Origin of the sequence: Nocardioides coralli (assembly GCF_019880385.1) — a bacterium.
GTDB classification, from domain to species: domain Bacteria; phylum Actinomycetota; class Actinomycetes; order Propionibacteriales; family Nocardioidaceae; genus Nocardioides; species Nocardioides coralli.
Genome location: NZ_CP082273.1, coordinates 467146 through 479850, shown reverse-complemented (window position 1 = coordinate 479850; position 12705 = coordinate 467146). Strand labels below are relative to the sequence as shown.

General features: G+C 74.8%; 11 protein-coding genes. 1 reads left to right on the top strand and 10 read right to left on the bottom strand.

The annotated features are described in order from the left end of the window. Positions 1-37: 37 nt before the first annotated feature. Positions 38-1159, top strand: a complete 1122-nt coding sequence (gene serC / locus K6T13_RS02375) for a phosphoserine transaminase (RefSeq protein WP_222896583.1) — start codon at positions 38-40, stop codon at positions 1157-1159. A gap of 19 nt (positions 1160-1178) precedes the next feature. Here serC and K6T13_RS02370 read toward each other — a convergent pair whose 3' ends face one another. The 10 genes from K6T13_RS02370 to K6T13_RS02325 form a co-directional block, all read right to left on the bottom strand. Beyond that, positions 1179-1676 carry an O-acetyl-ADP-ribose deacetylase gene (locus K6T13_RS02370; RefSeq protein ID WP_430227866.1) on the bottom strand — a complete coding sequence of 166 codons (498 nt, stop codon included), beginning with the start codon at positions 1674-1676 and terminating at the stop codon, positions 1179-1181. A gap of 20 nt (positions 1677-1696) precedes the next feature. After that, positions 1697-2698, bottom strand: a complete 1002-nt coding sequence (locus tag K6T13_RS02365; protein WP_222896581.1) for a DNA topoisomerase IB — start codon at positions 2696-2698, stop codon at positions 1697-1699. Between the two features lie 53 nt (positions 2699-2751). Then, positions 2752-3756 (bottom strand): hypothetical protein, encoded by a 1005-nt coding sequence (locus tag K6T13_RS02360; protein WP_222896580.1) that lies wholly within the window; start codon positions 3754-3756, stop codon positions 2752-2754. After that, positions 3743-4960, bottom strand: a complete 1218-nt coding sequence (locus K6T13_RS02355; protein ID WP_249423896.1) for an SAM-dependent methyltransferase — start codon at positions 4958-4960, stop codon at positions 3743-3745. Before K6T13_RS02355 ends, K6T13_RS02360 begins: the two co-directional genes overlap by 14 nt. A gap of 92 nt (positions 4961-5052) precedes the next feature. After that, positions 5053-7758 (bottom strand): FAD-binding and (Fe-S)-binding domain-containing protein, encoded by a 2706-nt coding sequence (locus K6T13_RS02350; protein ID WP_222896579.1) that lies wholly within the window; start codon positions 7756-7758, stop codon positions 5053-5055. Further along, positions 7755-9017, bottom strand: coding sequence for a hydroxyacid-oxoacid transhydrogenase (locus K6T13_RS02345; protein WP_222896578.1), 1263 nt, complete (start codon positions 9015-9017; stop codon positions 7755-7757). The genes K6T13_RS02350 and K6T13_RS02345 overlap by 4 nt, the downstream gene beginning before the upstream one ends. 17 nt (positions 9018-9034) lie before the next feature. After that, on the bottom strand, positions 9035-9919 hold the full coding sequence (locus K6T13_RS02340; protein WP_222896577.1) for an NUDIX hydrolase: 885 nt from the start codon (positions 9917-9919) through the stop codon (positions 9035-9037). Between the two features lie 9 nt (positions 9920-9928). Continuing rightward, entirely contained in the window at positions 9929-10717 is a 789-nt protein-coding gene (locus tag K6T13_RS02335; protein WP_222896576.1) for a lysophospholipid acyltransferase family protein, read from the bottom strand. A gap of 11 nt (positions 10718-10728) precedes the next feature. Beyond that, on the bottom strand, positions 10729-11964 hold the full coding sequence (locus K6T13_RS02330; RefSeq protein ID WP_222896575.1) for a geranylgeranyl reductase family protein: 1236 nt from the start codon (positions 11962-11964) through the stop codon (positions 10729-10731). A 60-nt stretch (positions 11965-12024) separates the two neighbouring features. Next, complete coding sequence (locus tag K6T13_RS02325) at positions 12025-12678, bottom strand: 4a-hydroxytetrahydrobiopterin dehydratase (RefSeq protein WP_222896574.1); 654 nt, start codon at positions 12676-12678, stop codon at positions 12025-12027. Positions 12679-12705: the final 27 nt, after the last annotated feature.

Below are 12705 nucleotides of genomic sequence, written 5' to 3'. Positions count from 1 at the left end.
ACTCAAAGGCCACGCACTGCCACCGGAAGGTTGCCCGATGAGCGACGCCCTCCAGATCCCCGCCGACCTGCTGCCCGCCGACGGCCGCTTCGGAGCGGGTCCGTCCAAGATCCAGACGGGTCACGTCGAGGCGCTCGCAGCGACCGGCTCATCGCTGCTGGGCACCTCCCACCGCCAGGCGCCGGTCCGCGAGACCGTCGGTCGGGTTCGCGAGGGCCTCGCCGCCCTGTTCGACCTGCCCGACGGCTACGAGGTGGTGCTGGGCAACGGCGGCGCGACGGCCTTCTGGGACATCGCCTGCTTCGGCCTCATCCGCGAGAAGAGCCAGCACCTCTCCTTCGGGGAGTTCTCCTCGAAGTTCGCGAGCTCCGCAGCGGCGGCGCCGTGGCTGGCCGAGCCGTCGGTCATCGCCTCCGAGCCCGGTTCGCGGCCCGAGCCGGCCGCCGAGGACGGCGTCGACGTCTACGCGTGGCCGCACAACGAGACCTCGACGGCCGTCATGGCCCCCGTGCGCCGGCCGACCGGTGTCGCCGACGACGCGCTGGTCCTCGTCGACGCCACCTCCGGCGCCGGCGGCCTCCCGGTCGACCTGGCCGAGGTGGACGCCTACTACTTCGCGCCGCAGAAGTGCTTCGCCTCCGACGGCGGGCTGTGGATCGCGATCATGTCCCCCCGGGCGCTCGGCCGCGCCGAGGAGATTGCGGCGAGCGACCGCTACGTGCCGCCGTTCTTCGACCTGCCCACCGCCATCGACAACTCGGCGAAGAACCAGACCTACAACACCCCCTCGGTCGCGACGCTCTTCCTCATGGCCGAGCAGCTGGACTGGATGAACGACAACGGCGGCCTCACCGGCATGGTCGAGCGGACCACCGCGTCGTCGGACGCCCTCTACGGTTGGGCCGAGAAGACGTCGTGGACGACGCCGTACGTCACCGACCCGGCACACCGCTCGCTGGTCATCGGCACCATCGACCTCGACGAGCAGATCGACGCCGCCGCAGTCGCGGCCACGCTGCGGGCCAACGGGATCGTCGACACCGAGCCCTACCGCAAGCTCGGCCGCAACCAGCTGCGGATCGCGATGTACCCCGCCGTCGACCCCGCCGACGTCGAGGCCCTCACCCGCTGCATCGACCACGTCGTCGACCACCTCTGACGAGCGGCAGCGGGGGTGGCTAGCCGCCCAGCGCTGCCGCGATCACGTCGTGGGTGGCACGGTCGTAGGCCACCAGCCGGGCCTCGCTGACCTCCGTCGGCGTCGTCCGGAGCGTCTCGACGGCTGCCGCGACCGCGTCGTCCTTGGGCCAGCCGTAGATGCCGGCGCTGACCAGCGGGAAGGCGACCGTCCGCGCGCCGAGCTCGTCGGCGACCTCGAGCGCCCGCCGGTAGCAGGAGGTCAGCAACCCCCGGTCGGTCTCGCCGGCCCGGAAGTTCGGCCCGACCACGTGGATGACCCAGCGGGCGGCCATCGCGCCGGCCGTGGTCCAGCCGGCCTCGCCCGTCGCGAGGCCGTCCGGGAACCGGCGGACGCAGTCCTCGAGGACCGCCGGTCCCCCGGCCGCGTGGATCGCGCCGTCCACGCCTCCCCCGCCGCGCATCGCCCGGTTGGCGGCGTTGACGACCGCGTCCACCACCTGCTCGGTGATGTCGCCGTGCACCACGGTGAGGTCCATGCCCGCCATCGTGGCACGGGTCAGGCGTCGCGCAGCAGCCTCAGGACGGCCCGTTCGAGGGCCGACTGCCGCTCGTCGGGGGTGCGGTGCCGGCGGCGCGCGGTGGTCGCGATGGTCCGCCCCTCCTCGTAGGCGTCGACGACCCGGGGGTCGACGTAGGAGTTGCGGGCGAGCGTGGGCGTGTTGCCCAGGAACTCCGCGACCTCCTTCATGGCCGCCGCCACGGCCCGCTTGCGCGACGCCTTGGTCTCTCCCGGCTCGTCGGACATCGCGAGCGCCGTGGCGGCGAGCACGGTGGCGTGCCAGGTGCGGAAGTCCTTGGCGGTGTAGTCGTCCCCCGTCGTCCGCCGCAGGTAGTCGTTGACCTGGCGTGAGTCGAGCTCGCGCCAATGGCGGCCGTCCTTCCAGGCCATGAGCTGCTCGCTGCCGCGACGGCGGCGCATCGCCTCGACAGCCTCGACCACCGCGGGATCGTCGATCTCGATCTGGTGCTCGATCCCCGACTTGCCCTCGAACCGGAACTGCAGCCGGTCCCCCCGCCGGCGGACGTGCCGCCGCTGCAGCGTGGTCAGGCCGAAGCTCCCGTGCTGGTCGGCGTAGACGTCGTTGCCGATGCGGAAGTAGCCGAGGTCCAGCAGCCGAACCGCGACCGCGCAGGCACGGTCCTGGGTCATCCCGGCGGCTCCGAGGTCGACGAGGATCTTCTCGCGCGCCCGCGACAGCACCTTGCCGAAGCCGAGCACGCGCACGTGCTTGGCGCTGTCGCGCTGCTCGCGCCACACGGGGTGGTAGAGGTACTGGCGGCGGCCGGCGTCGTCGGTCCCGACCGCCTGCAGGTGGCCGTTCTCCGCCGGGCAGATCCACACCTCGCGCCAGGCTGGCGGGATCACGAGCTTCTTGCAGCGCTCGACGTCGACCTCGGCGAGCCGGTTGCCGTCCTGGTCGAGGTAGACGAAGCCGCGGCCGGACCGGCGGCGGGTCCAGCCCGGGTCGTCGGGGGAGGTACGTCGCAACCGCGGCATGCCACGGAGCGTAGACGGGCCGTGGGCGAGGACGGCTCACCCGATCGTCGGGATCAGCGGGGCCGCAGCGCCCGCCACAGCACGAGCAGCACGGCGGCGAGGATGCCGCCACCGATGAGCCACTGGGTGGGGTCACGCGGTCCCGGTTCCTCCTCGGGCAGCTCCTCTCCCACGCGGGACCGGGTCGACGGGCTCGGGTCCTCCGGCAGCGGCGACGGCTCGGCTGCGTCGGTCGGCTGGAGGCCGACCTCGCGCGTCACCGACGCCGGCAGCGGCACCCGCAGCACCGGGGCCCGCGCACCCTCCGAGGTCAGGACGAGGGTGCCGTCGGGCAGGACCGTCAGGGCCTCGCCCTGCTCCTGGCTGGGCAGGTCGATGAGGTCGCCGACCGGCTGCAGCCCGGGCCACGAGTAGACCTGCGCCCTGCCGTAGTTGCGCAGCACCAGGTGGCGCCCGTCGGGGAAGAACTCACCGCCGGTGACGAGGGGGAGTGCGCGGTCGCGTGGCCGGAGCTCGTTGGTCGCCCGGGGGTCGAGGCTGCGGGGTGCCAGGAAGAAGCGGCCGCCGAGGGGGTTCTTGGTGACCACCACCAGCCGGCCCGTGGTCGGGTGGGCGAGGAGCGCCTCGGCGTCGGCAGGACCGTCGGGGTAGGCCAGCTCGAAGGTGTCGCCGGCGACGGTCAAGTCGCCGCTCCCGACGCTGAGCCGGGTGAGGGAGATCGTGTCGCGGGCCTTGGCGTTGTCGCCGATGTCGCCCACCCACACGCGGCCGTCCAGCGCCGGCGCGAGCGCCTCGACGTCCTCCACCTCCGCGTCCCACCGGGTGGTGCCGACGGTCTCCCCGGTCTCGGGGTCGACGACGAAGAGCCGGGCCTCGTCACCGGAGTCGTTGACCGTGACCATCATCCCGAAGACGAGGGCGACACCGCTCGACTCGACGATGGCGGGGTCCTCGAACCGGAACCACGGCTGCGGCTCCTGCTCGACCGAGGCGGCGCTCAGCCCGAGGGCGAACGGCGCCGCCACGGCGAGCGCCACGACCGCCTCACGCGCGCCCATCGCGCTCCAGCAGCTCCGCGAGCCGGGGCGCGATGCCCCAGCTCCGGACGAGCTCGTCGTACTCCTCGCGCACGGCACCTCCCCCCGGTGGCTCGCCGGTCCGGGTCGCGCGCACCAGCGTGTTGCGGGGCGTGTGCCGGCTCTCGACGAACTGCATGACCTCGACACGGTATCCCTGCAGTCGCAGCAGCGAGGCGCGAACGGCGTCGGTGAGGGTGTCCGCGAACCGCTCGCGCAGGATTCCGTGACGGGTCAGCATCGAGTACGGCGCCGGCGTCTCGCTGCGGCGCAGCTGGGCAGCGATGTCGTGGTGGCAGCACGGGGCGGCCAGGACCAGGGTGGCCTCCCACTCGACCGCTCGGGCCAGCGCCTCGTCGGTGGCGGTGTCGCAGGCGTGGAGGGCCAGCACCACCTCGGGTGCGGGGTCGACCTCCGCGTCGGCGATGGAACCCACGACGAAGTCGGCCGTGATGCCGAGGTCGGCGGCCACGCGCGTGTTGTGGTCGCGGGACTGCTGCTTCACGTCGACCCCGACCAGCCGGACAGGCAGCCCGCGCACGTCGGCCAGGTAGCGGTGGGCGGCGAAGGTCAGGTAGGCGTTGCCGCAGCCGAGGTCGACCACGCGCAGCGGGTCCTCCGGCGTCGGCCGTCGCAGGTGACCCTGCTCGAGCGCGTCGGACACGGAGGCCTCCAGGATCCGGAGGAACTCCTCCACCTGGCGGTACTTGGCCTGCCGGCTCGGCTTGATGCGACCACGGTCGTCGGCGATGCCCAGGGCCGCCAGCACCGGGTCGCCCTCGGGCAGCAGGCGTCGCTTCTCGCGGTCGTGCTCGCGGTCGGCCACCACCACCTCGGCACGTGACCGGGTGTGGACGTGGGCGTCCCCCTTCTTGGTCACCCGCACCTGGTGGGACGCCGTGACGGTGTCCACGTGCCAGTTGCCGAAGGGCTGGCCGAGCAGGTCGTCGACGGCGCGGGCCGCCGGCTCCCCGAGCGGGTGGTTGCTGGTGTGGGCCTGGGTGTCGTCGTAGGCCGTGAGCTGCAGGTGTCGCCCGGCCTTCAGGTCGACGTAGCGCAGCTCGACCCGTCGCCACGGCGGGCGGGCCCCCTTCTGCCGTCCGGCCGCGACGACCCGCACCAGCGTGGCCGGGTCGAGGGCCATCCCGCGGACCTGCTCCAGCACGTCGGTCAGCGGCTGCGCCACTAGAGGACCGCCGCGACGACGACGAGCAGCAGCAGCGCCCCCAGCGCCACGGGGATCACGAGGCGGCGGTGGCGGGGATTCACGCCGCGATCCTATCGAGGCAGTGCGGGGTGCCGGTCCGCCAGCAGCTCCACGAGGTGCAGCGCCCTCACCCCCGCGAGGTCGGCCAGCTGGTGGCGACAGGACAGGCCGTCGGCCAGGACGACCGCGTCGGGGTCGGCGCGCAGGGCCGGCAGCAGCGCGGACTCGGCCACCGCGACCGAGACCTCGTAGTGGCCGCGCTCCATGCCGAAGTTCCCGGCGAGGCCACAGCAGCCCGGGACCCGGACCACCGTGGCGCCGGCGCGCCTCAGCAGCCGCTCGTCGGCCTCCCACCCGAGCACGGAGGCGTGGTGGCAGTGGGGCTGGGCGACGACGCGGGTGCCCGCGAGGTCGGGCAACGGCAGGTCGAGCCGCTCGGCGAGCTCGGCGAAGGTCATCACACCGGACGCGAGGGCGGCAGCCCCGCCCGGGTCGACCAGCTCGGCAGCGTCGGTCCGCAGCGTGGCCAGGCAGGACGGCTCGAGCCCGACCACCGGGATCCCGCTGGCGACGTACGGCGCGAGCGTCGAGACCGTCCCGGCGACGATCTCCCGGGCCCGGTCGAGCTGCCCGGTCGTGATCCAGGTGAGGGCACAGCAGGCGGGCTCGGGGATCACCCGGGCGGACAGCCCCGCCCGGTCGAGGAGCGCGCCGGCAGCGGCGGCGATCCCCGGACCGAAGTGGTCGGTGAAGGTGTCGGCCCACAGCCACACGTCGGGCTGCGGTCCGGACGCCGGACGCGCCAGCCGGCGTGGCGCGGGACGCGGCAGCGTCCGTCGCCGGTCGACGCCGGCCACCGCCTTGGCGACCGTTGCGACCGGGCCGGCACCCGCCAGCCGCCGGGCCCACCCCGGGGTCCGGTCCAGCCACGCCGGCAACCGCCCGAGGGTGTAGTGGCTCCGGGGACGGCGTCGTCCGGCGTACTGCTGGTGCAGGACCTCGGCCTTGTAGGTGGCCATGTCGACGCCGGTCGGGCAGTCGGACACGCACCCCTTGCAGGACAGGCAGAGGTCGAGCGCCTCGGTCACCGCCGGGTCGCGCAGCCCTTGGACGAGGGTCCCGTCGAGCGCCTCCTGCAGCACCCGGGCGCGTCCCCGGGTGCTGTCCCTCTCCTCCCGTGTGGCCACGTAGGACGGGCACATCACCCCGACGGCCGCAGGCGCCACGCACGCACCGACGCCGGTGCACCGGTGGACGGCAGCCCCGAGCGACTCGTCGTGGGTGAGCCGCAGCGCGGTGCGCACGGAGCCGACCGGTCGGGCTGGCCGCAGGTCGGCGTCGACCGGCGCCGGGTCCACGAGCACTCCCGGGTTGAGCAAGCCGTCGGGGTCGCAGGCCCGCTTGACCTGGCTGAAGAGGGCGAGCGACTCGGCGTCGTACATCAGCGGCAGCAGCTCCGAGCGGGCCCGCCCGTCACCGTGCTCGCCGGAGATCGAGCCGCCGTAGGTGCGCAGCGCGGACGCGGAGGCGAGGAGGAAGTCCCGGAACCGCTGCCGGCCCCGGTCGTCGCCGAGGGGGAAGTCGATCCGGGCGTGGACGCAGCCGTCGCCGAAGTGCCCGTAGGGGACGGTGGTGAGGCCGTGGTCGGCCAGGAGCCGCTCGAAATCACGCAGCCACGCCCCGAGGTGCTCGGGCGGGACGGCGGCGTCCTCCCAGCCGGGGTACGCCGGCCGCGCCAGGCTCCGCGCGGCCAGCCCCGCCCCGGCCTCCCGGATCCGCCACAGGGCGGCGGCCTCGCGGGGGTCGTCGACGGTGCGCCGGTCGAGCTCGCCGGCCGCCACCACCGGCTCCTCCCCCGCCACCTCGACGAAGAGCCAGCCGGCGCCACGCGGCAGGGCGGGCACGGGTCTCCCGGCGGCGCGCACCAGGTCGACGATGCGCGCGTCGAGGCCCTCGCACGCCACGAGCCGGTTGCCGCCGGCCAGCAGCGTCGGCACCGCGTCGGCCGCCTCGGCCATCGACGGGTAGCCGAGCACCGTCAGCCGGCGCGGCTCCTCAGGCACCAGCGACACCGTCGCCTCGGTCACCACCGCCAGCGTCCCCTCCGACCCGACGAGGAAGCGGTCGAGCCGCCGCCCGCGCTCGGGCAGCAGGTGCTCGAGGGCGTAGCCGCTCACCTGCCGGGAGAAGCGTCCGAAGTGCGTCCGCACGTGTGCGAGCCGGGCGTCGACGAGCCCGGCGAGCCGGTCGGTGGCGTCGTCGACGAGCCACGCGAGGCGCAGGTCGGCCACGTTGTCGCTGGTCCGCCCGTAGCCGAGTGCCCGTGAACCGCAGGCGTTGTTGCCGATCATCCCGCCGATCGTGCAGCGGGGATGGGTCGACGGGTCCGGCCCGAAGCGCAGCCCGTGGGGTGCGGCGGCCCGCTGCAGCGACGCGTGGACCACGCCCGGCTCCACCCGGGCGGTGCGTGCCTCCGGGTCGACCTCGAGGATCCGCCCGAGGTGGCGCACGGTGTCGACCACCAGCCCCGGGCCGACCGCGTTGCCGGCGATCGAGGTGCCTGCCCCCCGCATCGTGACCGGGACCGAGTACTCGCGCGCGACGTCGAGGATCGCGTGCAGCTCGTCGGGGTGCCGGGGCCGGGCGACGGCTTGCGGCACCACCCGGTAGAGGGAGGCGTCGGAGGAGTAGAGCGCGCGGTCGAGCGTCGCGTCGGAGGTGTCGGTGACCCCGCGGCGGCGCAGCTCGGCCAGCAGCTCGGCCGGCTGTGGCTTCACCAGTTCTCCAGCGACGCGCCGACGATCCCGGCCAGGTCCTCGGCCGTGACCTCCCGCGGCGCGGTCGCGAGGAGCCGTTGTTGCTTGAGGGTGCCCTCGACCAGGTCGGGCACGTCGGCCTCGGCGTACCCGACCTCGGCCAGCCCGCGCGGCAGGCCCACGTCGCGCATCAGGTCGACCAGGACGTCCGGCAGCGTCTCCGGCCCCTCGCCGGAGCAGCCGGGGTCGAGCAGCCGGGCCGCACGCAGGTGGCGCTCGGGCGCGGCCGCGAAGGTGAACCGGAACGCCGCCGGCGCCGTCAGCGACACCGCCATGCCGTGGGGGACGATCGGCTCGTCGCCGGGGTAGTCGGCCGGGCGGAAGTCGCGGACCCGGCCCGCGATCGGGTAGGCGCAGGCGTGCGGGACGTGAACGCCCGCGTTGCCGAACCCGAGCCCGGCGAAGGTCGCCGCGAGCGCCATCTGCTCGCGCGCCCCACGGTCGGACCCGTCGCGCACCGTGGCGCGGAAGGCCCCGGCCAGCAGCGACATCGCCCGCTCCGACCACAGGTCGGCGATCGGGTTGGCCCCGCAGTAGGGCACCCGCTCCTCGGGCTGCTTGGCGTCGAAGTCGGCGAACCAGCGCGCGGTGTAGCTCTCCAGCGCGTGGCAGAGGATGTCCATCCCCGCGGCCGCCGTCACCATCGGCGGCTGGGTGAGCGTGAGGTCGGGGTCGACGACGGCGTGGGTGGGCCGCAGGGCAGGGTGGCTGATCCCGGTCTTCACGTGCTGGGCCAGCACGTCGAGGACGCAGATGGTGGTGCTCTCGCTCCCCGTCCCGGTGGTGGTCGGCACCGCGACCAGCGGCAGCAGCGGCCGGCTCGGCGCGCGGCCGCCGCCGACCGGAGGGTTGACGTAGTCCATCAGCTCGCCGGGGTTGGTGGTGAGCAGGTTGACGGCCTTGGCGGTGTCGATCGCCGAGCCGCCACCGACCGCCACCACGGCATCGAGCGGACCGGCGTCGCGGGCGAACGCGATGGCGTCCGCGAGGGAGGCGTCGGTCGGCTCGACCCGCGCGGCGTCGTACGTCGTGACGGTGAGCCCGTGACGCTCCAGCTGTTCGGCGATCCGGGCGGGGTGGCCGGTCGCGGCGACCCCCGGGTCGGTCACCAGCAGCACCCGGCGCACGCCCAGCGCCGCCAGGTCGTGCCCGATCTCGGCAGAGGCGCCGGGACCGAACTTGAGGCCCGGCGCGGCGTAGGTGAAGACCGTCTCGCTCATGCGTCCTCCCGAGGGGGTCAGCGACTGTCCGTGGTGAGTCCCAGCACGTGCCTGACCAGGTCGAGGACGGGGACCGCGCCCGACTCGATGTCGGCGACCTCGACCCACGCGGCGGCGTCGGTGGTGCCGTCGTGCTCCGCGACCGGCTCCGCGCCGTCCGGCACCGTGGCGCCGTAGACCAGGTGGATGCCGTGGTAGTCCTCGCGCCGACCCGTGGGCGCGGTGCCGGTGAAGTGGGTGTCGTGGACCCCCAGCAGGTGGTCGACGGTCGCGACGAGCCCGGTCTCCTCGTGCACCTCGCGCACCACCGCGGTCGCCGGCGTCTCGCCGTGGTCGACACCGCCCCCGGGAAGGGTCCACTCGCCGGTGTGGGCGCCCTGCTCGGAGATCCTGGTCAGCAGCAACCGGGACCCCCGCCGCACGACGGCGTACGCCGCGACCCGCTGCCGCCGGTGGAGCTGGTGGTCGGCGAGGGCCTCGGCCACCAGCGGCGCGACCGGCAGGCTGCCGTCGAGGATCCGCGAGAGCGGCTGCCACGCCGACTCGATCGTGGATCCGTCGACCTCCACCACGCGCGGGGCGGGCGAGCCGGGCGGCACCCAGCCCTCGTAGACGATCCGCAGCGCGTGGGCATTGACCCGGCGACCGCCCCGCCACGCCGAGGGCATGTGGGCGGAGTAGACGCGGGCGGTGTCGCTGATCCGGGCGGTCAGCCCGGTCTCCTCGGCGACCTCGCGGACCACGGCGTCGCGGGGGTCCTCCCCGTGGTCGACGCCGCCCCCGGGCAGCGTCCAGAGCTCGTCGGTCGTGACCAGCGGCGAGAGCCTGCTGAGCAGGATCTCGTCGTCGCGCACGATCACGGCGTACGCCGCGACGCGCTGCCGCTTGGGGGTCCGGGCCACCCTGACAACCTAGTGGGCCGGGCCCCAGCTGGGCGGCACGGCGCTGCGCGGCACCACGTCCAGGCCCCGGGCCTCCACCCGGTCGGGAGCGTGGCCGCCGAGGTGGGCCGGGTACCACGGTGCGTGCTCGCCGGGCCGCGGCCGGTGGTGGGGCCGACGCTGCAGGTCCTCGAGGAGCTCGGTGAGCACCCCTCCGAGGCGGGCGGTCCACTCCCGCGGGTCCGCGGTGGGCGGCACGCGCAGCGGGGGCCCGAAACGCAGGTCGTTGCGGATCCCCCGGCGGGGTCGCGGCCGTGGCTGGCGGCCGTCGACCGGACGGGCGACGCTCCACAGCCGCTGGATGCCCCACTGCACCACCGGCACCACCGGCGCACCGGTCTCCTGCGCCAGTCGGGCCACCCCGGGCATCAGCGACCGGACGGTGTAGGAGTAGCTGATGCCCGCCTCCGGGAAGACCCCGACGGCCTCTCCCTCCCGCAACAGCCGCCGGGCCCCCAGGTACGCCGCCGCCGGGGCCTCCCGGTCCACCGGCACGTGTCGCATGCCGGTCATCGCCCGTCCCACCACCGGCACGTCCCAAACGTCGTGCCGGGTCAGGAACCGGACGCGGCGGCCCCGGGTCAGGGCGGCCTGCGCCAGGGTCAGGAAGTCCGGGTAGGCCACGTGGGTGGCCGCCAGGATCACCGGCCCGCTCGCGGGGAGGTGGTGGGCGCCCTCGACGCTGGTGCGCAGGTCGACGGCGCGCAGGGCGAGCCGTCCGAGCAGCACGGTGGCGCGGTACCACCCGTCGTCAGGCACCGTCGCGGCGCTCAGGCGAAGGGCGGCCGGGCGTCGCGCGCCAGGGACCGGCGACCGGCCCAGCGCCAGACCCGGGCAGCCCGGTCACGGTCGTCGTCGGTCACGAGGTTGCCCATCCACCGCAGCGCCAGCGTCATCAGCCAGTCCGAGCGCATGCCCGCCGGGCCGAGCGCCCTGAGGACGCCGGGGACGGTGACCAGCCCGGCGAGCCGGCGGGCGATCGAGAACGCCTCGCCGTAGTGCTCGCTCAGCAGCGCGGGCCACGAGCGGGCGAGGTCGTCGTGGGCCAGCATCGTGTCGACGACGAGACGGCCCGACTCCAGGCCGTAGTCGATGCCCTCACCGTTGAGCGGGTTCACGAGCGCGGCCGCGTCACCGACCAGCGCCCAGTTGCGGCCGGCCACGCGGGAGACCGCCCCGCCCATGGGGAGCAGCGCGGAGGTGGGAGCCCGCAGCTCCTCCGCGAGACCGAAGTCGTCGCGGATCGTGTCGGCGTACACCTGCATGAGGGGCTTGATCGCGACCTCCGCCGGCCGCTTCGCGGTGGCCAGGGTGCCGGCACCGAGGTTGACCGAGCCGTTGCCGAGGGGGAAGACCCAGCCGTAGCCGCTGAGGATCTGGCCCGCCTCGTCACGCAGCTCCAGGTGGGAGCTGATCCACGGGTCGTCCGACATGGTCGAGTCGACGTAGGTCCGGCCGGCGACGGCGTAGACGGTGTCGCGGTGCCACTCCCGCCCCAGCCGCTTGCCCAACGGCGAGCGCACGCCGTCGGCGACCACCAGCCGCTCGCAGGCGATCTCGAACCGCTCCTCGGCGCCCTGCAGGACGACGGCGGCCACCCGGCCGCCGTCCATCCGGACGTCGACGGCCCGCACGCCGTCGACGGCGGTGGCGCCGGCCTTGATGGCCGTGGTGCGCAGGTGGTCGTCGAGCTCGGTGCGCGCGACGGCGGAGCCCCAGTCGGGGAGCGACCCACCCGGCCAGCGCAGCAGCAGGGTCTGGCCGAAGCCGTGGGCCCGCAACCCCTGGTTGACCGCGTGGGCCCGCAGCCAGTCCTCGAGGCCCAGCCGCTGGAGCTCGCCGATCGCGCGCGGGGTGAGGCCGTCGCCGCAGGTCTTGTCGCGCGGGAAGACGGCCGCGTCCACCAGCACGGTGTCCAGCCCGGCGCGGGCGGCCCACGCGGCGGCAGCCGACCCGGCGGGGCCGGCGCCGACGACGAGGACGTCGGTGCGGGTGGGGGTGCTCACCCCCCGATTCTCTCAGGGGCCCGAAGGGCGCACCCAATCCGGACGCCGGCGGTGCCGGGGTCAGGACCCGCGCTGGAGGCTGGTGCAGACGCAGACCCGGTTGCCCTGGGCGTCGGCCAGCACCCAGAAGCTGGGCGCCTCGTCGTCGGACTCCAGCACCCCGCCCGCCGCCAGGGCGGCGTCGACCCGCTCCCGCGCCGCGTCGGGCGCCACCCACACGTCGGGGTGGTAGCGCTGCCGCGGGACGTCGTGCCGGTCGGTCCCCTGGAACCAGAGCGTCGGCAGCTGGCCGGAGGGGTCGACGACCTCGCCGTCGCGGACCTCGCCGCCGAGGACCGCCACCCAGAAGGGACGGATCTGCTCGGCGTCCCACGTGTCGATCGTCAGCTCCAGGAGCTGCCGTGCCACCGGGTCGGCGGACGCGCCGAGCTCGGCGGCGATCTCGCTGATGCGGCGGGCGAGCCGCAGGTCGCGGTCGGTGATCCCGCCGACGTCGTGGCTGGAGAGCGTGACGTCGACGTAGGGGTAGCGGAGGTCGAGGTCCGGGTGGTGGTTCATCTCCTCCGCGGCGTCGGTGACCCGGTCGACGAGCGTCCGCCCGGTGACGAAGTCGCCGGTAGCGAAGCGGGCCCGGATGGTGCCGAGGATCGGCCGCCAGTCGGCCAGCCCCTCGGCCATCACCTGGTCGCCGGTGAGCGTGTCCCTGTCACCCATGCCTGTCACCCATGCCTGTCACCCTGC